Consider the following 22,918-nt stretch of genomic DNA (forward strand, 5'->3'; position numbering starts at 1 on the left):
TCTCGTTGAAGATTGTCAGCGAACCAATCGAATTGGAACTTAATGATGTTGCTATGTACCGGTAATACGACAGTCAATCAGAGTACTCATGGAGCTGTAAAAAAGTGGATGTTGGGAAAGCGAAAAGGATATGAGGAGTATATAAGATATTCCGACGTAGACTTATCGTAAGTCCTAGAGGTGGTTTTACATTATACGTTTTATCCTCCATAATAAAAGGGTAGGAATGAAAGTGATTTGATAATAGTGAAAATACGTGAATGGTATAAGGAGAAAACAAATCAATGGCATATATTTTATTAATTGTAGGATTTGTATTGTTGATAAAAGGGGCTGGCTTTTTTGTAGACGGGTCTTCCAATATCGCAAGACTGCTTCAAGTTCCGCCTATTTTAATCGGTTTAACAATTGTAGCTTTTGGGACGAGTTCACCGGAAGCGACTGTCAGTATCATTGCAGCACTGGAAGGAAATGCAGATGTTGCAGTGGGAAACGTAGTGGGAAGTAATATTTTCAACATTACTCTCGTTGTAGGACTGGCTGCTTTCCTATATCCTTTAAAGGTTGAAAGTGAGACGATTAGAAAAGAAATCCCTTTTACCTTACTTGCAAGCGTGGTCTTGCTTATTCTAATGAGTGACATTGCCTTACAAGGGTTCGACAGTAACATGATTACACGTGGTGATGGGTTCATTTTCTTATTGTTCCTTTCCATTTTTATGTATTATGTTATTGAAATCGGCTTAAAAAGCCGGAAAAATGCAACGAACGAACCTGTGTCTGAGAACATCAGCTGGGGGAAAAATATAGGTATTACCATCATAGGGCTGGCGGCAATTATTTTTGGAGGAGACTTGGTAGTAAAGAATGGGACAGAAATTGCATACTCTCTAGGAATGAGTGAAACTTTAGTGGGACTCACAATCATCGCAATAGGTACCTCTCTTCCTGAACTGGTCACATCTATTTCAGCGGCATTGAAAAAAGAAAGTGAAATCGCTCTAGGGAATATTGTGGGGAGTAATATTTTCAACATTCTTTTTGTACTGGGGGCCTCGGCTACAATTTCTCCATTAGCGGTGAACGAAAAAGTATTTATTGATGTCGTGTTTATGATCATACTGACAATTGTACTATTGATTTTCTCCAGGACCGGTTTCAAAATTGGAAAGAGGGAAGGACTGGTTCTTGCCGGAGCTTACATTATTTACCTAGTGTATATAATATTACGGAATTAATGGAATCAGTCAAGATTTGACACGAAAGCAATTTAAAATTATAGTGAATATATATAATAATATATTCAACTTCCACTAAGGGGAGTAGCTGATACAGTAAAAGCCGTCAATACGGGATGTGAATCCTCGGCTTTATTGGCAACAGACGTTGTTTGCGAGACCTTACCAATTATTTGGTGAGGTCTTTTGTTTTATTTGAGACCTTATGACCGAAACTGGTTATAGCGTCTCTTTTTTATTTTTAGAAAGTTATGGGAGGTTTTCCTTTGAGCCATTATCTAGAACTTATAAATACCGTAATCATTAATAAGAAGAATCGTCTTATTAGCTATGACGATTCTTTAAAACTTGTCGGGACAGGGAGGAGTGCATTTGTTTTTAGAATGGCTTCATCAGAAAAGGCAATTAAAGTATTCTTTCCAGATTTTACGCACATTGCTCAAGAAGAAGCTGAAATCTATAAATCACTAGTGGGTATCACTTATTTTCCAACTATCCATGAAACAGGACTGAATTACATTGTGATGGATTACATCGAGGGGTACACGTTCTTTGAGTGTATGACCCATGGAAGAATCATTACCTCGGATCATATTAAAGAAGTGGATCGCGCCCTTTCACTGGCTTCAGCTCAGGGATTAAATCCGTCCGACATTCACTTGCGTAATATTATCATCACTTCTAACAATGAAATAAAACTTATTGATGTTGCGCGCTACAGACAAGTAAAAGTCTGCAATCAATGGAATAATCTTAAAAAGGCTCATCAGCATTTCTATTGCAAACCTTTCTTCTTGAAGAAGGTCCCTACCCCCTTTCTGAATATGGTGGCTTACCTTTATAAAAAAGGGTTTATCCCTTTCTTTAGATCGTAATAGTCCATCCGTATACTTCCACAATTAATATGAGGAAAATCTATATAGTAAGTTTTGCTAGGACTTTCACAACGGGTACTAATCTTGCTGAAAAGGATGTAGTGTAAGTTTGATTGAAACAGGGAAACTCTTTGCTATAGGGAATTATTTTATATTCTTTATGAACTAATTCACCTGTAAGCTGTGAAAAGTTGATAAGCAAGGGAGGAATATAAAGTGTCTGAAGCAAGAGATGAAATCATTTTAAGAGGCCTGCAAGAAAATAATTTGAAGAATGTGGATTTAAATATACCTAAAGAGAAAATAAATGTATTTACCGGCCTATCAGGTTCAGGAAAAAGCTCCGTTGTTTTTGACACATTAGCTACGGAGAGCAGACGACAAATGACGATGAACTACCCCCTCTATGTCAGAAATCAGATGCCCAGATATGAAAGACCCCATGCCGATCTCATGCAGCATTTGAGTCCTGTTGTCGTAGTCGAACAGAAACCTGTAGGAGGGAATTCCCGCTCAACCGTAGGCACCTATATGGATATCCATCCATTGATCAGACTGCTGTTCTCACGTATTGGCAGCCCGCCGATAGGCTCCGCTACGGATTTTTCCAGCCAAAGTTCTTTCGGCAAATGTCCCGAATGTAATGGGTATGGTGAGGTCATCGCACCGGATGTGGATAAACTCATTGACGTCAATAAGTCCCTTCGTGAATATGCTGTGCAATTCAAGCCGTTGTCCCCTTCCGGATGGCAAGGGAATTGGATGATGACGGGTGGATTGTTCGACCCCGACAAACCCATAAAAGACTATACTCAAAAGGAGTATGACCTGCTGGTATATGGTCCTCCGGAAGGCGAACGGGTCTTTGCGCCATTCCATACGAAAGACGGTCCGCATGATCATGAGTGGGATGGATTATTGCCAAGGTTCACGCGCCTCTACATAAACAGAGATGTCTCGAAGCTGAAACAAACCTCTCAGGAGGATGTCTTAGCCGTCTCCACACATACATTATGTCCGACCTGTGAAGGATCTGGCCTCAATCCAAAAGTTCTGGAATGTAAAATAAATGGATACAATATCGCGGAATATGACCAATTGGAACTGACTGACCTGCTTAGTGAACTTTCGAAAATAAAAGACCCAATTGGAAAATCGATTGCACAGCAGGCAATCCCCAACGTAGAACAACTCGTTGCCTTAGGATTGGGCTATCTGAGTCTTTCGAGAAAAACGGGATCGCTTTCAGGCGGAGAAGCACAGCGGGTAAAGATTGCTCGTCATTTAGGCAGCAGTCTGAATAACATCACTTACATTTTTGACGAACCTAGTGCAGGACTCCACCCGGAAGAAATCAATATGTTGATCCACATGCTGGAAAGTCTGAGAGATCATCATAATACGGTGGTTGTTATCGAACACAATCTCTCCATAATAAAAATAGCGGATGAAATCATAGAGATGGGGCCAGGAGCGGGTGTACATGGAGGACAGGTCGTTTACCAGGGGAAACTCGAAGGTCTGAAAAACTCTTCTAGCATCACCTCCCTAGAGCATAAGTTCACTGTCAATCGAAATCCAAGAATGCCTGAAAGCTATTATTCAATTGAAAATGCTAGCAATAATAACCTTAAAGATGTAAGTGTGGAGATTCCGGCAAACGTTTTGGTCTCGATATGCGGAGTGTCGGGATCGGGTAAAAGTTCTTTGATGTTTGAAGCGTTTTTAGAACAGTTTCCTGAGACGATAGCGGTTGGACAGGGCAGTATTGGAACCTCGAGCCGTTCAACACTTGCTACTTATATGGGGATCATGGATGACATTCGTAAGATTTTTGCAAAAGCAACAGGACAGCCGGCAGGACTATTCAGTTTCAACTCGCTAGGAGCATGTCCTGTCTGCGATGGTAAAGGAGTCACCACACCTGACGTGGCCTTTGCAGATCCAGTGACGGTTACCTGTGAATCGTGCGGAGGTACCAGATATTCAGAAGAAGCATTGTCTTATCGCTATGAAGGTAAAAATGTCATTGAGATTTTAGAACTCACAATAGATGAAACGAATCATTATTTTGAAATGCCGAAGATCAGGAAAAAAGTGGATACGTTGAAAGATGTGGGGTTAGAGTATCTGACATTAGGTCAGACAACAAGTTCTCTAAGCGGAGGAGAAGTGCAGCGTCTGAAATTGGCAAGTCACTTGAAAAATGAAGGACAAATCTATTTACTGGACGAACCTTCTTTGGGGCTTCATACAAAAGATAATGACAAATTATTAAACGTCTTTCAGAACCTTGTAGACAAAGGGAATTCCGTTATCATCATTGAACATAATCTGGACTTTGTTGCTGCGAGCGACTGGATTATTGAGATGGGACCAGAAGGCGGTAAAAAGGGTGGGCATGTGCTGTTTGAAGGAACTCCGGAAGACATGATGCAGGCAGATACGTTAACGGCAAAATGGATGAAAAACGCATCTTCCGTTTAAATCTTAATACGTGTCCCACTATACGAACAAAACGAGCTGGCCTAGGAAAATAGGTCAGCTCGTTTTGTTACTCATTCTAAATCCAACTTACGGACATACAATAATTTTTCGTTCAGGAAGAAGTAATCATGAGCTTGCACAGATATGCCACTGCTCTATAAACAGGCACTGAAAACTAACAAGTGCAGATAGTTAAAATGACCATCAAAGTGATGGTTTTTAATTTGTGTAAGTGGCGGGGAATTAGATTAATGACTACTTACGTTCTTCGGAGAATACGTAATAAAGAAACGAAATATTGTGATAAACTGAAGAAGGAGGTGCACAAATGAGTGATTACGATAGTAAGAACTGGGGACGGCTGATTAAATTCCATCGTCAGCAACAAGGATTGAAGCAAGATGATGTCTCGATGGGGGTTTGTACGCCTTCTTATTTGAGTAGGATTGAAAATGGTGTGGTCATTGCTGAACAGACTGTGTACGAAATGTTATTAGCCCGCTTAGGGATTGACCTAGCTCAAGAAAAAGATGATTTGGAGATGAAGCGCTCATTCTTTGAAAAGATATATGCAAAGCTATTATCGAATGAAAGCCTTATGGAAAACGAAATAAGTCAATTAAAATCTTTTCAGAAAGAGATTTTTCAACAAGAAATCGATTTGCTGGCTGGATTAGTTTACAGCCGTTATTTATTTTCTATCGATTGCTTGAATGAATCTCGGAAACTGCTTTTAAAAATCGAGCCGTTTGTCACATGGCATCAGGACAGAATCACTCAAATGTATATTGCTACTTCGACAAATCTTCATTTATCCTTCTTGGAGTTTCAGCAGATTATCTTAAGAGAGAAAGACCAACACGTTAGTAATTATATGAACACGGCCAATCGTTTTGAACAAGCGAATTATTATTATCACTTAGCTTTTGCACATCACCGTAATTATTCATTCCAACAAGCACTGGAATACATGAATAGTGCTTCCCAAGCATTTTCCCACCAATACAAGCCTCTCTTTCAACTAAAGTTATATTCCATGAAAGGAGTTATTTTGAATGATCTCCATCGATTCCAAGAAGCACTAGTGGAGTTTGGAGCAGGGCAGGACTTGTTGAGGAATGTAGACGTGGTACAAACACCTAAGCAATGGAGTTCTCTTTATAACAACATCGCTTATTGCTACGAGTGCCAAGGCTCATTTAGAAAAGCTATGTCTTATTACGAGCAAGCAAATCGTTTTGAAGAAGATTTACATACAGTGATTAACTGGATGCGGGCGAGTTATCAAGAACGGGATGAAGAAACGTTGAAGATGTTATTGAAGGCATACCCAAAAGATCGGTTCAACGTCACACATCATCACTATCAGCTGCTTCTTTTGAAATGTGCAAGTGAGGAAGACTTCGATCTTACTAAGTTGAAGGAGATTGAAGAACTCGTTTTCCCTTACTTCCAGCAGCAAGAGTATTATTCATTAACCTTGTTCTACGCTCCATTATGGGCGTCATTTTATGAAGAGCTTCATGCTTATAAGCAAGCAACTACCTGTTTCAAATATGCACTACTTGCAAGTGAAAAAGTGCGACAGCGTATGAGCAGCTAGGTGAAAGTTTGGACTTAAATATAGGAAATTGATCTTCACTATTTGTATAGCGTGGCATCCCAATCAAGCGATAGAAATCATTACTAGTCAGATGGAGGGAGCGAGTAAATATGAAAGAAAGCCATTTTCAAGAACCTTATAATGACTTGATGGGTGACATCATTAAGAAACATGCAGAAGAAGGTGGGATGGACAATTTACCTGGAAAAGGGAAACCACTCAGTCAAGACTACTTTTCAGGAGATACGCTGCAACACTTTCAACGGATAGCTAAGGACGCTGGATATAAGCCGCATTGGCTGAATTTGCAACAAGAAATTCGAGAGGACGTTCTACTTCTTGCTGATTGTTATGAGGCGGATATCACAGTGGACCTAGAAGAACGGTTAGAGGAAATCAATAAAAAGGTCACCAAATATAATCGATCATGTCCTCGTCCCATGCAAAAGGGGCCCGTTTCTTTGGAGACTATAAAAAATGTGTTAGCAAAACGAGGGGAATCCTTGTAGGGAGGAGATTTCTGCACGAAGGAGTCGTTTTACGTTGGGTACATTTAAGGAATGGAAAGACCCCGGCATATTACTGTCGTCCATCGCAATTTCCAATATTGGTAACTTTATTTATCTGATCGCGATTAATATTATTGTCTATCAACTCACCGGTTCTGCGGCAGCAGTTGCAGGGCTCTGGATTATTAGTCCGCTTACAAATATCGCCACTAAATTCTGAACAGGAAGCTATATAGACTATAGAAGTAAGAGAAAAATAATGATGACCACGTATATCATTCGGGGTGTGTTCATTAGTCTCATTCCGTTAGCTCCAAATATGGTCGTTGTATATGGAATCTTGGTGGTGCTAAGTATTGCGAATTCTTTCTTCCATCCGGTTTCTACGACCTATTTAACCATAGTGGTTCCGATTGAGAAAAGGAAGCGGTTCAACTCCATCCGTTCTTTTGCAAGTTCCGGCGCTTTCATTATCGGTCCAGCCATAGGAGGCGCGATGCTCTTTTCATTATCCTATGAACTTACGTTATGGTTCAACGCGATGTTATTTGTGGTAGCTGCACTGATGCTCCTATTGCTCCTGGAAAAAGAAGTGATTGATAAAAGTCAGATTCCTGCGTTGACGCTTCCGCAAGTAGTAAGTGATTTCACTGTTGTGAAGGATTTTGTGATAGCGAATCGGTATGTAACTGCTGTTTATCTAGGTTTCACTATGGTTATGCTCTTCTCTTTTACAATGGATACCCAAGAAGTCGTATTCACTCAACGGGTAATCGGTCTTTCTGAAATCGATTATAGCTTGCTTGTCAGTATTAGAGGTATAGGGTCTATGTGCAGCGCTATTTTGCTTACGATCTTTTCAACTAAAATTTCTCTGAGAACTATGATTTCCACGGGGCTGATTATGATGACGATAGGCTATGTGATTTACGCCTTTTCCTGGTCATTTTTATCAATCGTGATCGGTTTCTTGATTTTAGGATTCTTTAATGTATTTCTAAATGCAGGAATTATGACGTTTTATCAAAATCATGTACCGGTTTCCGTGATGGGGAGAGTAACTAGTATCTATCAGCTCCTGCAAAGCATTATGCAAGTTATATTCATCCTTGGCGTAGGTGTTCTAGGAGATGTTTTGTCTTTACGAGTGGTCATTGCGTCATTAGCGATTGTGATGCTTGTGACATCTGTTATATATGCAGTGTTAGTTCTAAGATCGGATAAAAAGCGATTTTTTGTAGAGGACAATAACTAACCAGGCTATTCAAAATGGAATGCATATCATGTTCAATGATTCATTAGCAATTTGCTAGCCATAGTTTAGGATTCAATGATCCTAAGCTTCAAGTGTCGTTCCATGTACTAGGAAAAAGAAAAACGAGCTGACCTGCGAAACTAGGTCAGCTCGTTTTGCTTTTGTTTTAATCTAATCTTACAAACACACGACAACTTCCCGTTCAAAGTGTGCTTTCTTTGCAATGCAGCGATCTTGTATTTTAAATCCTGCATCGATCAGCAGATCATCCATCGATTCGATCGTGACGATGACTAGTTTGTCTGTCAGAGTGCGGGCTGCCTGTAATATCGATGCTTGTTGCTCACGTGTAACGTGCGTGTACAAGTTATATGGCATATCGATGATCGCTGCGTCATAATGACCGGGGGCTTCTTCAATTGGACCGGGCGTTACCTTGCCCGTCAAACCGAAGTGTTCAAGATTTTTTCGTGAACCGAGAACTGCGAGAGGGTTAATATCGCGTCCATCCATGTCAATTCCCATTGATAACGCTTCAACAAGAACATTGCCGATGCCGCAGCACGGGTCAATAGCTTTCACGCCTTCAGGATGTGGTACGGCGATATTTGCAACCGCACGAGCTACACGCGTACTGAGTGCGGTCGAATACATTTCAGGCTTTTTAACGTGCAGATTCCAAACGGCAACACTTTCCGTCAAGTAGCCGAACAGATAACGATTTCCAATCTGGACAACGCCGTAAAGAATGTCCGGTTGGTCCAAATCTGCTTCACCTGGCATAGCCATTCCAATTTCGCGTTCCATTTTTCTGCGATCTGGATGTGCCAGTTTTGCAGTTTCACCAAGAGGCATTGTATTGAGGCAACGGATAAGGAAAGTCTGTCCGTCATCTGCAAAAGTAGAAGCAAACTCAGCCACTTCCTGAATGGAATCGCAGGTTACGAGAACATCTAACCGTTCCTTAATGAAAGGACTGCGGCTCGGGTCGATACATACCTCGCTCATGATGAAGTTTTCACTTGTGTCCTGATTAAAGAATGCGCGCATTTCGAGCCGGCACAAGTCGTGTTCATCGACGTGTCGGCTATATGTGTATAGGTGATTGACTGAAGTCTTGTTCACGCTTCTTCCTCTAATGCAACGAGCATGTTAAATACAAATTCATATACAAGTTCGAGTGTTTCGTTGAAAGTAAGAGTTTCGCTAAAACCAGTTACATAATCGAGAGCGATGTTCACGTCCCACAATCCATCATCAGCAGAAAACATCAAACTGCGCGTACCAGGTGCGGTTCCGAGTTTTGTATCGATATATTTCTTAATCCACTCTCCATGCTTTTTCTGAACCTGCAGTCCAAACAATGCAGTGATGGTGCCGAATACGTCATCCATCTCGAGAACGACTCCATCGATTCCAATTGTCGTAAATAACGCTTCTTCTGCGAACATGTAATCATTCGGGTGTGTCTTCACATAAGAGACAGCTAGTTCGCCAGTATTTGCAGGTGTTTCCAGCGGCTCATCGGTTTCTTTGTTTGACAGGCTGTACGTTGGAGCAAAAGCAGGTGCTTCAAGTATTTTCATATCTGGTGAAAGTAGCCCTTTCTTCACTAGAAACTCCTTCTGTAACGTGTTCAGCGCAATTTCTTCTTGTGCATTGTGTCCTGCCATATAATTTGTCATCCATTTTGTTATCATTCAACACAACTCCTTCGATACTCTTCAGTATACCTTAAAAGATAGGCGTCAGTCACTCGATCTCTGCATACCACGGGTTCACGTGGATAAGAACTTCGCCGACATCGGGATTCACATCTTTGATGGCATTTCTTAGAGTGCTCGTGATGTCATGGCCTTGTTGGATGGTGAGCTCCGCCGGAATACTGATACGAATATCCACAAGTACATAATGACCGTGTTCCCGCGCCCGAAGCCGGTCAATCCGTTTCACTTCCGGTACTCCTTCTATTACCTTTTTGAAGGTTAACAGCCGTTCTTCACTTACTGTCTTTTCCATCAGAATATCAAGCGCTTCTTTACCAATATGAATTGCGAGTCTTAATACGAGAATGGCAACAATCAGTCCAGCGAGAGGATCTCCGTAGGAAAGTATAGGAATGTCATAATGATAGCCGATTAATCCAAGACCGATCCCTACGACAGCAGCCAGGGAGGCATACACATCAGCAAGATGGTCATATGCAGTGGCAATGAGCCCTTTACTGTTTTCTTGCTTCCCGATTTTCATGGTGTAGAAATAGAGCACTTGTTTCCAAAGCATCGAAACGATTGCCGTTATCAATGCAAGAACGCTCGCTTTAGCAGGCTCTTCGAAAAATGCGATAATGGCTTCTATCGCAATGTAAATGGCTGCTGCCCCTAAAATCAAGCCGACGATTGCGGAGCTGATGACTTCTGCTTTTCCGTGACCATATGGATGATCTTCATCTGGCGGACGTTTTGAAAAGCGCATCGAGGTTAAGGCTGCGGCAGATGCGACCACGTCTCCCGCGTTATGGAATCCGTCTGCTAACAAAACAGGGCTGTGGAATAGATAGCCAACAACGATTTTCAGGATGGTGAGAAAGATGTTGCTGATGAGACTGACCCAAATTGCGATGAGGGAGGATAGTGAATGTGTCGTGTTTGTCATGAACTGAGGACCTCCAAGTTATAAAGTTGCAGAGAGGAAACAAAAACCCCTGACGCAGTTTCATCAGGGGATGGGGCCGGAAAATTATAGGATTGGTCATTAATAAGCAACGTATACATAGGAATCACTCGCTTCTTGAGAATTGCGTACCAATTAGTATACCTCTTTGACAAATACATTACAAGTTGAGAAGCTGGAAGGAGAACATTGCAAAAAGTGTGAGGATGAATTATAATTCATATATTATAATAATTATACATAACGATGGAGGATGAACTGCATGAAACTTTGGGGTGGAAGATTTTCTTCTAAAGAACACGAGCGCATGGAACAATTCAATACGTCATTACCTGTAGACAATCGATTGATTGAACAGGATATCGCTGGGAGTCTTGCTCATGTAACCATGTTAGTGCATTGTGACTTACTGACACCTGAAGAGGGTGAACTGCTCATCAAAGGTTTGGAAGAGATCCAACAGGATATTACGTCCGGAAAGCTATTAGTAGAAGGTGACTACGAAGATGTCCATTCGTTTGTCGAAGTGCAACTGACGGAGCGAATCGGAGAGACAGGGAAGAAACTCCATACTGCACGAAGCCGGAACGACCAAGTTGCCGTGGATATGAGGTTGTACGCTAAAGCTAAAGCGAAAGAAGTAGCCGATTTGCTTCAAAGCTTGATGGATTCTTTGGCTGCGAAAGGACAAGCGAATGATGTCATTATGCCCGGGTATACACATCTGCAACGAGCGCAAGTTATTACATTCAGTCATCATTTAGGTGCCTATGTCCAAATGTTTTCACGAGACAAGAAACGAATTGAAAATGCTGCGGAACTCATGGATGAAAACCCATTAGGTTGCGGCGCGTTAGCAGGAACGACACATGAAATCGATCGTGACGTGACTACAGCGCTCCTACACTTCGCAAAGCCGGTTGACAATTATATTGACGGCGTGAGCGATAGAGACTACCTATTGGAACTGATGTCCGATTTCTCCATCATTATGATGCACTTAAGCCGCTTAAGTGAAGAGCTTATTCTATGGAGCAGTCAAGAATTCAAATTCGTCACGATGTCCGATGCATTCTCAACTGGCAGCAGCATCATGCCACAGAAGAAGAATCCGGACGCAGCGGAACTGATCCGTGGAAAAACGGGACGCGTCTATGGTTCGCTATTCGCATTGTTGACAACATTGAAAGGCTTGCCGCTTGCGTACAACAAAGACATGCAAGAAGACAAAGAACAATTTTTCGACGCAGTTGACACCGTCGTCGATTGCATCGACATTATGTCCAGCATGATCGATACAATGCAAGTCAATGCCGACCAAATGCGTAATGCGGTTAAAGCCGGGTTCCTGAACGCAACAGAAGTCGCTGACTACCTCGTCAGCAAGGGCACACCATTCCGAGACGCCCACAGCATCGTCGGTCGTCTCATCATCTATTGCGAACAACAGCAAAAAGGCATTGAGGAACTGACGATCGCCGAACTCAAAAACTTCAGCGATTCTCTGGACGAAGACGTATTCGCCTATATCGACTACGACGAAATCCTGAACAAGGGCACAAAGAAGTTTATGAAAGTGGGCCAGTGATCTTCTAATTGTAACTTTTTAAACGGCAGTGATAGTAGAATATCTCATTAGTTTACGTTACTGAAGCGGAAGATGGCGACTCCTACAGAATAATATGGAAACAACCTAAGTTCGCCGCGTCGTGCGGCAATGGTTGCATGACTTACGCCCTGTAGGTCCGCGTCCACCTGCAAAGGAAATCAATACCGTTACTCTAGATTTCATCACAGAAAAAAGGCTGCCCGGAAATCAGTGAATACTGACCTCTGAACAGCCTTTTTAAATCAATAAAGTAACCAATTACCCCATAATGTTATAACCAGCATCTACATAAACCACTTCGCCAGTCACACCACTCGACAAATCACTTAACATGACCATGCTCATCTTCGCCACTTCTTCCAGCGTAATGTTTCTGCGCAAAGGCGCCTTCTCTTCAATCTCGTGAAGAATCGTATTGAACGATGGTACACCTTTGGCAGACAACGTACGAACCGCTCCAGCCGACACCGCATTCACACGGATATTCTCTTTACCGAGTTCATAAGCCAAGTAACGCATCGATGATTCAAGCGCAGCCTTTGCAACGCCCATTACGTTATAGCCATCCAACACACGTTCAGCGCCTAAATAACTCATCGTAATGATCGAACCGCCTTCAGTCATATAGCGACGCGCTTCACGAGCAGTTGCAACTAGGGAATACGCACTCGTATCTTGCGCAAACGCATAACCGTCACGTGACGTTTCCACAAAATCATTGTGCAGATCTTCCGCGTGGGCAAAAGCTACAGAGTGAACGACGCCATGAATGACGCCCACTTCAGAACCGATCTTCTCGAACGCAGAACGCATGCTTTCATCCTCATTCACATCACATTCAACAACTAAACGAGCTGTCAATTCATTCTTTTCAAGTGCCTTTTCAAGTTTTGCAAGAGACCGCTCTTTCCGGTAAGTGAAAATAACGTTTGCACCTACAGCGAAAAGTGTTTTCGCGATTCCCCAAGCGAGGCTCCGCTCGTTCGCGACTCCCATAACAACAATATTTTTCCCTTTAAGTTTCAGTAAATCTTCCATGATTCAGTGGCCCCCTTGAAATCGGTCTATAATAATTTTTTAGTTAGCAGTCAGTATCAATACCTGGTCACAAAATGATTATAGCACAGATTCTTTTTACAATTCCATCGGGAGTATGAAATGAAGATCACAGGTGACACTAAGAGAAACTTGCGGAAAAAGGAGTGCTCATTATGATTCGACTAAAGACAGGGCTAGAAGGTAGGAAAACACAATTTGGTGTCATTCAAAATCGACTTGAAGAATGCGGCTATCATCTCGGAGGGAATTGGGACTACCACACCGGTTTCTTCGATAGGGTCTTAAATCGGGAAGAAGGGGAGACCATCTACATCCGGGCACCATTTGACGTCATTGCTGGTATGCTGGATCAAGATAATGCATCCATCCAATTTAAAACTCCCTACATTATTAAGCATGTCGTCAATATCGGATTCGATTCGGAAGAAAATTCACTCTTGACATCTACATTCAACCAATTCCAAGAGCCTCTTGATAAGGACGGAAGAATTCCAGACAAATCCAAATGGCAGGAAATCGGAGTAAGAGAAGTGAATCGTCTTCTTGCAATTTTAGAATGACAACAGCAATGATTATATTCTGAAAAATGTCTATACAGAAGCTTCTGGTTCATGTACGGTATAGGTACAAAACCTATCAGGAGGCTTCTAATGATCAAGAAAATCATTTTCCCATTTCTTATCGTCGCACTCATATTTTCCATGTCCAGTCCCGCATCAGCAGGAAAAGTATTCAGTGATGTCGGTGACCAATACGCAGCAAAAGCTGAACTTGAATTTCTAGCTGAACAAGGGATTGTCACTTCAGGCCCATCCGTTGCGTATGGCATTAACCGTTCCATTACACGATTAGAAGCGTCTGAAATGCTCGTTCGTGCACTGAAACTGGACATTACTAATCGTCCTGATCCATCAGTAGTGGACGTGAAGAAAGGATCACCTGGCTATGAGTTCATCGCTACTGTAGTGGATGAAAAAATTATGGTCGGCAATTTGAAAGGACAATTCAATCCTGATTCCCTTTTAACACGCGCTGAAATGGCAGCAATTTTAGTCCGTGCATTCGATTTACAACAGCCAAACGGCTACAAGAAATTTCAATTTGTAGATGTGAACGTGAAGAGTTTTGCAGCGCCGTCGATTGCTATTCTCTTTGCAAATAACATCACATTCGGCTATCCGGACCATACGTTCAAACCTGCGATGACATTGACTCGTGCCCATTTCGGGATATTCCTCGCACGGATGCTGGAGCCCGAGTTTCGAGAAGCATTAACATGTTTCGAACCTGCAGCAAAGAAGACCCATCATGTGGATGTTGCAGTTACCACGCTATGGACGGCACCTAATGCTGCAAGACTCATTGACAAACCGGCTGTATCAGCGCCCACGGATATTCGGAAGTGGACGAAAACAATGACAATTCCGCAGAAACAATGGCTGGTCGGTAAAACAGAAACTCAAGCGCTCTACGGTCAAGAAGTAGTTGTGCTGAAGACTTCTGGAAATTGGCTGCAAGTAGCTGTTAAAGACCAGTATTCTCCTAAAAACAAATCAGGCTATCCAGGTTGGGTTCCTGCGTCCCATATTGAAGAGTCGTATGCTGATTATGGGCAGTGTGCAACTGCTATGGTGAAAGCCCCGATTACAAACTTGTATCACGCTGAGACAACAGCTCGGCAGTTCATGGAAATCAGTTTCAACACGATTTTACCGGTACTCGACGAACAAGGGGATTGGGTAAAAGTCCAGACAGCATCAGACGGAGTGAAATATGTAAAGAAACAAGATGTGAACGTGCTGAAAAAAGGAAGTGAAATTCCTGCTCCAACATCCGAGGATATTATGACCACCGCTAAAAAGTTTAATGGATTGGCATACTTATGGGCTGGTACTTCTGGATTCGGTTTGGATTGCTCGGGGTTCACATACTCTGTGTATAGACAGCATGGGATCGATATTCCCCGAGATGCGAGTGTCCAGGCTACACATGGAACAGCTGTGAAAAAGAGTGAACTTCAACCGGGTGACTTATTATTCTTTGCTTATAACAAAGGAAAAGGATCCGTACATCATGTCGGCATGTATATCGGAAATGGAAAAATGATTCATTCACCAAATCCAAAGAAAACAGTTGAAATCATCTCGATAGATGCTGAGCCATATCGTACCGAATTCTCAGGAGCCCGACGTTATTTGAAGTAAGAAAAAGACTTTAGACAAAAGGGTTGGCAATCAAAACGATTTCCAACCCTTTTATTTTTTTTGAGTTTTTGAGTATGAAGAGGAAAGAAAACAGACCGTTGATCTCCGTTCCGGGCGGACGCTTTCCGGGGGCTTGCCCTCAGCCAAGCGAACCGCGAAGGGTTCGCTTTGCCGTATTTCTGCGTACTTTGCAGAAATAAAGGCATCTGGCTGCTCCTAACGCTTCGCTTATAGTCGCAAGAGCTTGTTCTTCGTGACAGCTCTTCCTGCGGGGTCTTCGAAAATATGTGCTCCTAACGCTTCGCTTTTACTCGCAAAAGCCGTTCTTCGTTACGGCTTTCGCTGATCCCCAGGAGTCGCTGCCCTGCACTCCAATCAACTGAGTGTCCCGCCGAGCGCTTGAGATAGTCATTTAATTATCGTGACAGGAAGTAGCCATGTTCAGCTGGCAAGTTTTTCAGATTTTGGATAACGAAAGTAAGCATCGTCTGCATGGACAACTTTTAAGACCCATCAGGTTTGTCCATCGCATACTTTGTTCCCTTTGGCATAGGGAAATACACGTTCAATCGTCTCTTTCTGTTTTTCGTAAATTCCCTTGAATTCAAAATGAATATCATCTCGATTAAGACGACGGAATAGATGATGGGCACTCTAACTACCGAGTGTAAGTTCTCGACCAACGGATAGATAAAAAGCTGCATCCACTTTGCTGACAAGAGGGTCAAGGCAAACCAATTGCTCTATCGTCAAGATTTCCAGCTGTTCACGTTCATTGACTTGATCCATCGTCATCATACCCATCATTTCGTTTCGTAGTTGGAGACTCCTGTTGATTGGAGCGGAAATCAATATATTTAGAGTTAATTACGTTGTAAAAGAAAAAAGACTGCAAGTCCATTCGCTCTATAGCGAATGGGCTTTACGATGTGTTATTTCAGGGTGCCATTATATAACAGACCATCGTCATCTAAAGAAATCACTTTCAAACGATTTTCTTTTTTCACAAAGACACTTTTCACCGTTTTTCTGCCGCTTTCATCTTCAAAGAGAATGACCCGTGTTCCTGAGTTATCTGTCTCTACGATACCTTCGAGGCCATCAAGATCCGCAACTTCTGCAATCTTGCTGTACTCTTCAAAAGCCGTGAGATTGCTAGTGTCAGCTGAGGGATTGTTGACCGAGCTTTCTTCTAAGGAACCGGCGTTCTCGTCATCTGCGACCGGCTCTTGTGCAGGCTCATTACTTGTACAGCCCGCCAGCAAGAAAGTCAATGCACCTGCTAGTAGTAATTTTTTCATTTTAAATGACCTCCGTATTTGTTTTACCAATAAAGCATTTTAACGAGCCTTGCTCTAGATGGCAACTAAATAGGTTCCATAGTGACTGTACCCAAAACGATTTCGACAAAATCCTTTATAATTCGTTGAATGTTTGTTACGCTCTAAGGTGAGAAAAGATTGTATAATCCATTTATTTATAGTTTTTTGAGGAGTTGTGACAGTATTGACATTTAAAAAGAATTTCATTATCGGTCTGATGCTATTTGCGTTGTTCCTAGGTGCTGGAAATATTATCTTTCCACCGAAACTGGGTCAATTAGCAGGAAGTGACCTGGCAATAGCTATGTTCGGATTCTTAATAACGGGGGTTGGATTACCGCTTTTAGCGATTTTGGCGATTGCACATGCTGGAGGCGATTTACGCTCTATCGCAGATCGGGTTCATCCGGTTTTTGGTCTGGTTTTCACCATGATTGTGTATTTAGCAATCGGTCCGTTTTTTGGTATTCCACGGACAGCCACCGTTTCGTACGAAATCGGCATCATACCATTTTTATCTGGTGGGACAGCTGATGCACAATGGCCACTCGTTATATTCAGTATTCTGTTTTTTGCGATTACTATAGGGCTTGCCCTGAACCCTGCAAAACTCGTAGACCGTATCGGCAAGTTTTTAACTCCTATTCTGTTCTTGGTGATTGCACTTTTAGCCGTTAAGAGCTTTGTAGATCCGATTGGTTCTATTAAAAGTCCGGATGAGGGATTTGGCACGCATCCTTTCTTTAAAAGCTTTGTTGAAGGCTATTTGACGATGGATGTCATTGCGGCACTTATTTTTGGCAGTGTCATTACTTCAGCGATTCATGCGGAAGGTGTTAAAACTTCCAAAGGCCTCATGAAATCCATGATTATAGCAGGTAGCGTCGCCGCAATCGGTTTAAGCTTTGTTTACATATCGTTAGGTTACATTGGGGCGACAAGCATCGGATCGATCGGACTTCAAGAAAATGGTGGTATTGTCCTATCACTTGCTTCTGAACTGCTGTATGGGTCCTTTGGTCCGATTATATTAGCGGTGACCATCCTATTTGCTTGTTTGACTACTTCAGTCGGTCTCGTTTCTGCTTGTGCTCAATTTTTTTCACAAGCTGTGCCGTCACTATCGTACAAGAAATTCGTCGTGATTTTTGCCGTATTCAGCACTGTAGTAGCAAACGTAGGATTGACTCAGCTAATATCACTTTCAATTCCGGTGCTTTTGATGATTTACCCGCTTGCAATCGTTCTAATGCTTTTATCTTTTGTAGATAACGCATTCGGCAGAAGACCGGTTGTATATGTGCTTGCGTTATTCGGAACTGCACTTGTCAGTATTTTTGATGGTCTTGCGGGTGGCGGAATCGTGGTCGAACCGGTTGCCAATATCCTTCAGCATTTACCACTGTATGAGCAGCAGATCGGCTGGCTTTTACCTGCACTTGTAGGGGCTGGGATTGGTTATGTCATTACACTTGTGTCACCTGCAACAACGTCGAAACGGTAACACCGGCTCCAGCTCTATGTTTAATATTAGTCGATTGAAGGAAGACTAACGTTAACTGGACAAAAAGGAGAGGGTATTATGAACGCAAAAGAAACTGCACAACATATTTTGGATAACAGTCATATCGGAACGATGTCAACTGTTGAGGCGAACAAACCTTTCAGCAGATATATGACGTTTTACCATGAAGACTTCACTTTGTACACAGCGACATCTAAAAAAACTGAAAAAGTGGACGAACTCGAGAAGAATCCAAACACTCATATTTTACTTGGTTACAATGACGAAGGATACGGAGATGCTTTCTTGGAAATAGCAGGGACGGTCACGATTTCAGATGAAGAGCGACTCAAGGAAAAGGTATGGAATGATCATATGAAACCTTGGTTCGATGGTCCGGAAGATCCCGATTTAGTCATTTTAAAAGTAGTACCAGATTCCATGCGTGTGATGAACAAAAAAGGTGAAGATCCCCAAACAATCACGTTCTAACGCAAAAAGGATGAGCACTCTGCTCATCCTTTTTTACAGGTCTTTTTCGTATTCCTGACGTGCATCTTTCACTATGGCCTTTAACTCCTTTTCATCAGCTCCACGTAAAAAGTAGGCAACTGCAGCTTTTCCGATTGCATAGGTTCCGCCACTTGCAATACTTGCGCTAATAGCAGAACCTGCACCTGGAACGACGAGATTCGCAAATTTGCTCCCTTGTTGAGCAATCATCCGCAGCGTAAAACCGGTTGCACCGATTCCACCTAGGGAAACCAATACTTCACGCGCAGTTTTGAAATCGAGTTCACGGCCTGAGAGGTAGGCGATAATCATAAGCAAAATCGATTGCAGTGCAAGTAAAACTGCGATATCCGTTGCGATTAACGGACTCAGTGCGACTGTACCGGACAACGCCGTGAAGACTTTGATAAAGCGCGAAGCAATTCGTTCAGATATGGTGTTCAGTCGGATCGATAACCCGAGATGTATTGCCGCCCGGATGTCCAGGCTATCTTCTAAAAAATCGATCAGTTCCTCGATTCCGTAACGTCCATCAAATTCAATGGAGCGGTTAGCATCCTTTTCATCGGACCATTCGATGTAAGATGATACTGGCAGAAAAGCCGAAGCTTCCAGATCATTCTGTTCGAAAATCCTTTTTAGCTGTTCTGTTTTCTCTGTTATCAATTGAACTTTTGAAGCAGGATAGTTGTCAGGCTCTTTCAAACGAGAAGGATTTAAATCATCCACTTGTGTTATCACAGCAATAAGTGGAAGTCCTTCAGCCGCTTTTTTCATGATCTTTTTGGTTACCGCAACATCTTTATCGATATGAGCCCGTTCCGTCGCTTTTTGTAAAAATAGAACCGCATCCGGCTGGAACGACTGAATCACATCTTTTAATGTATCCTCAGCTTTTGTATCGAACGTTTCCGATTCCCCTATACCTCGAGTGTCAATCACCTCGAAGTAAACATGTCCATCCGCCTCGTAAGCATAGCGTCTTGCTTCTTTCGTGCCAATCTCCACTTCGCTCACTTCAGCTAGATAGCGACCACTCAAGGCATTTATGAGACTGCTTTTTCCTACGCCAGTCCTGCCGACTAATACAAAACGCGGCGGACGCGGATTTTTCAAGCCTTCCAATAAGTTATGTAATTCGTCATCATCCATCATGATCTCCATCATTTTCTTGCGCTGTTTCTCGGAAATTAAATTACCGGGAATTTTTGTGAATAGCTCTTCTACATAATTGGATAAATTTCCAATATGCTGTAGTCGCTGACGCATTTCGTCAAATTGGGAACCCATGAGCAATCATCCTCTCTCGATCGTTCTATATCTATCTTGTACCCCCAACTGTTCCAATTCAAGCGGTAACTTTCTTTTGTAATCGAAAGTGTCCCTAACGGAATGGTTCATTGCATGGTATACTGAGAAACGAAAAATTCGAGCGGATGCATTGGAGGGATTGCACATGAAACAACTTGCAGGAGGCATTCAATGGGCAGTATTTCTAATGGCTTCTTCCATCGCTGCACCGATTGCAATCGCCCACGTATTTGGAATGGATGCAGGGGATACCGCCCTGTTTTTGCAAAGGACCATTTTTGTATTGGGTGTTGCGTGTCTGTTACAAGCATTTATAGGGCATAAGATGCCAATCAACGAAGGACCCGCAGGTTTATGGTGGGGAATCTTTGTCGTGTATGCAGGGATGGTTGGCGTGTTTTACAGCACACCGGCAGATGCGCTACAGGCACTCCAAAGCGGCATGCTGTACAGTGGGGGATTGTTCATCATCCTTGCAGCAGCAGGCGTCATCACGAAAATGAAGAAACTATTTACACCCGCTATCACGTTTACGTATTTAATGCTGCTGATTTTGCAGTTAAGCGGAACGTTCATAAAAGGTATGGCAGGCGTGGAAACCGCAGAAGATGTAATCGACATTCGCATTGTAATGGGCAGCTTACTTGTGCTGATCATCACATTTGTTGCAATGGGCAACAAGAGAGAATGGGTTTCCAAATATGCAGTGTTGTTATCCATTGTGATCGGATGGGCGATTTTTACAATGATTGGACGTGCGCCCAGCATAGCAATCGTCTCCGATCAGATCATTGAACTGCCAAAAATGTTTGTCTACGGACCGCCCGTTTGGGATGGCGGTGTTGCAGTGACGGCAGTTTTCATTACCTTATTGCTGATCGCAAATATGTTAGCTTCCATTCGGGTCATGGAAAATTTACTTAAACAGAAGTTTTCTGTGCAAGTTGAAGATCGTGTTCGTCAAGGTTCATTTGTTTCGGGTATCAATCACCTTTTGTCCGGTGTGTTTTCTGCAATTGGTCCGGTTCCGATTTCAGGGGCTGCGGGTTTTGTTGGCACAACGGGGATGGCATCCATCTTGCCATTCATTGTGGGGAGTGCATTGATAGTTGTAATGACGTTTTTCCCGGCTGTCATGGCGGTTTTTGCCGCATTGCCAGCGCCAGTTGCATACGCTGTAACGTTTGCCATTTTCACGAAGATGGTGTCCATGGCGTTTTCGGAACTGGATGAGGATCCTGAAAAAGAGCGTGCCAGGAAAGCGGTAGCGATTGGTCTGATGACTGGAGTAGGGATTATGTTCGTCCCTGCAGCAAGCTTTGCTCAATTGCCAGCTGTTCTTGCTTCGGTATTATCCAATGGATTAATTACAGGTACGATTGTAGCGATTGTAGTGGAGCAATTATCTTTGCGACGTAGCAAATACCGGTAATAATTTTCGCTTTCCAGGTTTGTGTTCACTCCATTAGCGGGAATAGCCGTTAGAGTTGAACGTAAACGAGAGGAAGATACTTATGAAGCTGACGACAGGACAAACATATTGGGATAAAACAGCAAAACCAACATCAAGTTTTCCATCACTTGAAAAGAATACCAGTACAGACATCTTAATTGTAGGCGGTGGAATGTCAGGGACATTGGCTGCTTTCAAACTGGCATCTGCGGGGAAAAAAGTAACAGTCATCGACCGTGCTGAAGTTGGAAAAGGGAGTAGTTCAGCCAATACTGGACTGCTTCAGTATGCGAGTGACACGATGCTGTCTGAATTTGTTGACAAAATCGGGGAAGACGACGCGGTCCTATTCTACAGAATGTGTCTGGAATCCATGGATGAGTTAACTAAGATCGCTTCAACATTACCTGAAACCACCGGGTATCGTTTGCGCGACAGTATTTTCTATGCTTCCACGCCAAATGACGGAGATAAATTGAAAAGGGAGTACAGCTACTTAAAAAAACACGATTTTCCAGTAGAGTATTTAGATCATCAGAAGTTGGTGGAGGAATATGGTATCGACAAACCAGCAGCATTGCGTACATGGCATGATGCTGAAGTGAACCCTTACCAATTCATACAAGCATTGACTGCTGAAAATTTAAAAATGGGCGTTACCTATTTTGAACATACAGCAGTTGACATGGACTCCCTGACTGAAAATGCCATCATGAGTGAATCCGGGGCTCATATTTCATTCGACTCGATCATTATCGCAACCGGCTACAGCAAGCTTTATAGCGAGCTGAATGGCAAAGCGCAAATGAATCAGACATTTGCAATTGCGACAACACCGATAGATGGGGAACTTTGGAAAGATCAGGTCATGGTTTGGGAGACGAAAAAGCCGTATCTCTATTTCCGGACGGCACCTGGCGGCAGAATGATTGCTGGGGGATTGGACGAAGAATCGAGTGACCTTTATGATGATCCGTCAGTGATCCAACGAAAAGGTCAGGAAATCTTAGATGAAATTAAAGAAATGTTTCCACACATCGACGTGGAGATTGAGGATGCTTGGAATTCGTTATTTGGTATCTCCAAAGATGGGTTGCCGTTCATGGGGAGATCCCCTCATCAAGACAATGTCTATTACTTGCTTGGGTTTGAAGGCAATGGGACGTGTTATTCGATGGCAGGGGCTACAATCATTCAGGATCTGCTGGAGGGGACGCCTAATCCATACGCACACATTGTGAGACCAAGCCGATAAAAAACGTTCGAACCTGTCAGCAGTATGACAAGTTCGAACGTTTTTTAG

Annotated in this window: 21 protein-coding genes; 14 read left to right on the forward strand and 7 right to left on the reverse strand. The window is 42.7% G+C overall.

What is annotated here, in order from left to right; genetic code table 11:
* The first annotated feature begins 284 nt into the window (after positions 1–284).
* The 7 genes from H9659_RS05560 to H9659_RS05585 all read left to right on the forward strand — a co-directional run bounded on the left by H9659_RS05560 (position 285) and on the right by H9659_RS05585 (position 7,967).
* Positions 285–1,238: a calcium/sodium antiporter gene (locus H9659_RS05560; RefSeq protein ID WP_191688947.1), complete on the forward strand. Its 954-nt coding sequence runs from the start codon at positions 285–287 to the stop codon at positions 1,236–1,238.
* Between the two features lie 266 nt (positions 1,239–1,504).
* Positions 1,505–2,113, forward strand: coding sequence for a protein kinase family protein (locus H9659_RS05565; RefSeq protein WP_225217682.1), 609 nt, complete (start codon positions 1,505–1,507; stop codon positions 2,111–2,113).
* A 216-nt stretch (positions 2,114–2,329) separates the two neighbouring features.
* Positions 2,330–4,600, forward strand: a complete 2,271-nt coding sequence (locus H9659_RS05570) for an ATP-binding cassette domain-containing protein (protein ID WP_191688949.1) — start codon at positions 2,330–2,332, stop codon at positions 4,598–4,600.
* A gap of 328 nt (positions 4,601–4,928) precedes the next feature.
* Positions 4,929–6,203, forward strand: a complete 1,275-nt coding sequence (locus H9659_RS05575; RefSeq protein WP_191688950.1) for a helix-turn-helix domain-containing protein — start codon at positions 4,929–4,931, stop codon at positions 6,201–6,203.
* A gap of 110 nt (positions 6,204–6,313) precedes the next feature.
* Positions 6,314–6,712 (forward strand): DnaJ family domain-containing protein, encoded by a 399-nt coding sequence (locus H9659_RS05580; protein WP_191688951.1) that lies wholly within the window; start codon positions 6,314–6,316, stop codon positions 6,710–6,712.
* A 34-nt stretch (positions 6,713–6,746) separates the two neighbouring features.
* On the forward strand, positions 6,747–6,932 hold the full coding sequence (locus H9659_RS15640; RefSeq protein WP_318240691.1) for a hypothetical protein: 186 nt from the start codon (positions 6,747–6,749) through the stop codon (positions 6,930–6,932).
* A 12-nt stretch (positions 6,933–6,944) separates the two neighbouring features.
* Entirely contained in the window at positions 6,945–7,967 is a 1,023-nt protein-coding gene (locus tag H9659_RS05585; RefSeq protein ID WP_318240700.1) for an MFS transporter, read from the forward strand.
* Positions 7,968–8,144: 177 nt separating this feature from the next.
* On the opposite strand, the gene H9659_RS05590 is transcribed toward H9659_RS05585, so the two are convergent.
* The 3 genes from H9659_RS05590 to H9659_RS05600 are packed head-to-tail and all read right to left on the reverse strand — an operon-like array spanning position 8,145 to position 10,622.
* Complete coding sequence (locus H9659_RS05590; RefSeq protein WP_191688952.1) at positions 8,145–9,092, reverse strand: TRM11 family SAM-dependent methyltransferase; 948 nt, start codon at positions 9,090–9,092, stop codon at positions 8,145–8,147.
* Positions 9,089–9,667, reverse strand: a complete 579-nt coding sequence (locus H9659_RS05595; RefSeq protein WP_191688953.1) for a hypothetical protein — start codon at positions 9,665–9,667, stop codon at positions 9,089–9,091. The genes H9659_RS05590 and H9659_RS05595 overlap by 4 nt, the downstream gene beginning before the upstream one ends.
* A 52-nt stretch (positions 9,668–9,719) precedes the next feature.
* Complete coding sequence (locus H9659_RS05600; RefSeq protein ID WP_191688954.1) at positions 9,720–10,622, reverse strand: cation diffusion facilitator family transporter; 903 nt, start codon at positions 10,620–10,622, stop codon at positions 9,720–9,722.
* 280 nt (positions 10,623–10,902) lie between these two features.
* On the opposite strand from H9659_RS05600, the gene argH reads away from it, so the two are divergent.
* Positions 10,903–12,228, forward strand: a complete 1,326-nt coding sequence (gene argH, locus H9659_RS05605) for an argininosuccinate lyase (RefSeq protein ID WP_191688955.1) — start codon at positions 10,903–10,905, stop codon at positions 12,226–12,228.
* Positions 12,229–12,507: 279 nt separating this feature from the next.
* On the opposite strand, the gene H9659_RS05610 is transcribed toward argH, so the two are convergent.
* Positions 12,508–13,287 carry an enoyl-ACP reductase FabI gene (locus tag H9659_RS05610; RefSeq protein WP_191688956.1) on the reverse strand — a complete coding sequence of 260 codons (780 nt, stop codon included), beginning with the start codon at positions 13,285–13,287 and terminating at the stop codon, positions 12,508–12,510.
* 173 nt (positions 13,288–13,460) lie between these two features.
* On the opposite strand from H9659_RS05610, the gene H9659_RS05615 reads away from it, so the two are divergent.
* Both H9659_RS05615 and H9659_RS05620 read left to right on the forward strand, forming a co-directional pair.
* Positions 13,461–13,868, forward strand: a complete 408-nt coding sequence (locus H9659_RS05615; RefSeq protein WP_191688957.1) for a YugN family protein — start codon at positions 13,461–13,463, stop codon at positions 13,866–13,868.
* Positions 13,869–13,958: 90 nt separating this feature from the next.
* Positions 13,959–15,512 (forward strand): NlpC/P60 family protein, encoded by a 1,554-nt coding sequence (locus tag H9659_RS05620; protein WP_191688958.1) that lies wholly within the window; start codon positions 13,959–13,961, stop codon positions 15,510–15,512.
* Positions 15,513–16,166: 654 nt separating this feature from the next.
* On the opposite strand, the gene H9659_RS15385 is transcribed toward H9659_RS05620, so the two are convergent.
* Positions 16,167–16,301, reverse strand: a complete 135-nt coding sequence (locus H9659_RS15385) for a hypothetical protein (protein ID WP_404828973.1) — start codon at positions 16,299–16,301, stop codon at positions 16,167–16,169.
* Between the two features lie 143 nt (positions 16,302–16,444).
* Positions 16,445–16,813, reverse strand: coding sequence for a putative periplasmic lipoprotein (locus H9659_RS05625; RefSeq protein WP_191688959.1), 369 nt, complete (start codon positions 16,811–16,813; stop codon positions 16,445–16,447).
* A gap of 196 nt (positions 16,814–17,009) precedes the next feature.
* Between H9659_RS05625 and brnQ the strand changes: the two genes are divergently transcribed.
* Positions 17,010–18,338, forward strand: coding sequence for a branched-chain amino acid transport system II carrier protein (brnQ, locus tag H9659_RS05630; RefSeq protein WP_191688960.1), 1,329 nt, complete (start codon positions 17,010–17,012; stop codon positions 18,336–18,338).
* Between the two features lie 78 nt (positions 18,339–18,416).
* On the forward strand, positions 18,417–18,830 hold the full coding sequence (locus H9659_RS05635) for a pyridoxamine 5'-phosphate oxidase family protein (RefSeq protein WP_191688961.1): 414 nt from the start codon (positions 18,417–18,419) through the stop codon (positions 18,828–18,830).
* Between the two features lie 33 nt (positions 18,831–18,863).
* On the opposite strand, the gene H9659_RS05640 is transcribed toward H9659_RS05635, so the two are convergent.
* Entirely contained in the window at positions 18,864–20,141 is a 1,278-nt protein-coding gene (locus H9659_RS05640) for a GTPase (protein ID WP_191688962.1), read from the reverse strand.
* A gap of 166 nt (positions 20,142–20,307) precedes the next feature.
* On the opposite strand from H9659_RS05640, the gene H9659_RS05645 reads away from it, so the two are divergent.
* On the forward strand, positions 20,308–21,594 hold the full coding sequence (locus H9659_RS05645; RefSeq protein WP_191688963.1) for a purine/pyrimidine permease: 1,287 nt from the start codon (positions 20,308–20,310) through the stop codon (positions 21,592–21,594).
* A gap of 82 nt (positions 21,595–21,676) precedes the next feature.
* Positions 21,677–22,870, forward strand: a complete 1,194-nt coding sequence (locus H9659_RS05650) for an NAD(P)/FAD-dependent oxidoreductase (protein ID WP_191688964.1) — start codon at positions 21,677–21,679, stop codon at positions 22,868–22,870.
* Positions 22,871–22,918 lie beyond the last annotated feature (48 nt).

Origin of the sequence: Sporosarcina gallistercoris, assembly GCF_014836415.1 — a bacterium.
GTDB classification, from domain to species: Bacteria; Bacillota; Bacilli; order Bacillales_A; family Planococcaceae; genus Sporosarcina; species Sporosarcina gallistercoris.

What these genes read in the sequence shown, in the direction of transcription:
- H9659_RS05615 (WP_191688957.1), top strand. Translation starts at nt 13,461, where the DNA reads ATGATTCGACTAAAGACAGGGCTAGAAGGTAGGAAAACACAATTTGGT.
- H9659_RS05625 (WP_191688959.1), bottom strand. Translation starts at nt 16,813, where the DNA reads ATGAAAAAATTACTACTAGCAGGTGCATTGACTTTCTTGCTGGCGGGC.
- H9659_RS05600 (WP_191688954.1), bottom strand. Translation starts at nt 10,622, where the DNA reads ATGACAAACACGACACATTCACTATCCTCCCTCATCGCAATTTGGGTC.
- H9659_RS05575 (WP_191688950.1), top strand. Translation starts at nt 4,929, where the DNA reads ATGAGTGATTACGATAGTAAGAACTGGGGACGGCTGATTAAATTCCAT.
- H9659_RS05580 (WP_191688951.1), top strand. Translation starts at nt 6,314, where the DNA reads ATGAAAGAAAGCCATTTTCAAGAACCTTATAATGACTTGATGGGTGAC.
- H9659_RS05560 (WP_191688947.1), top strand. Translation starts at nt 285, where the DNA reads ATGGCATATATTTTATTAATTGTAGGATTTGTATTGTTGATAAAAGGG.
- H9659_RS05610 (WP_191688956.1), bottom strand. Translation starts at nt 13,287, where the DNA reads ATGGAAGATTTACTGAAACTTAAAGGGAAAAATATTGTTGTTATGGGA.
- H9659_RS05645 (WP_191688963.1), top strand. Translation starts at nt 20,308, where the DNA reads ATGAAACAACTTGCAGGAGGCATTCAATGGGCAGTATTTCTAATGGCT.
- H9659_RS05595 (WP_191688953.1), bottom strand. Translation starts at nt 9,667, where the DNA reads ATGATAACAAAATGGATGACAAATTATATGGCAGGACACAATGCACAA.
- argH (WP_191688955.1), top strand. Translation starts at nt 10,903, where the DNA reads ATGAAACTTTGGGGTGGAAGATTTTCTTCTAAAGAACACGAGCGCATG.
- H9659_RS05640 (WP_191688962.1), bottom strand. Translation starts at nt 20,141, where the DNA reads ATGGGTTCCCAATTTGACGAAATGCGTCAGCGACTACAGCATATTGGA.
- H9659_RS15385 (WP_404828973.1), bottom strand. Translation starts at nt 16,301, where the DNA reads ATGGATCAAGTCAATGAACGTGAACAGCTGGAAATCTTGACGATAGAG.
- H9659_RS05635 (WP_191688961.1), top strand. Translation starts at nt 18,417, where the DNA reads ATGAACGCAAAAGAAACTGCACAACATATTTTGGATAACAGTCATATC.
- H9659_RS05620 (WP_191688958.1), top strand. Translation starts at nt 13,959, where the DNA reads ATGATCAAGAAAATCATTTTCCCATTTCTTATCGTCGCACTCATATTT.
- H9659_RS05650 (WP_191688964.1), top strand. Translation starts at nt 21,677, where the DNA reads ATGAAGCTGACGACAGGACAAACATATTGGGATAAAACAGCAAAACCA.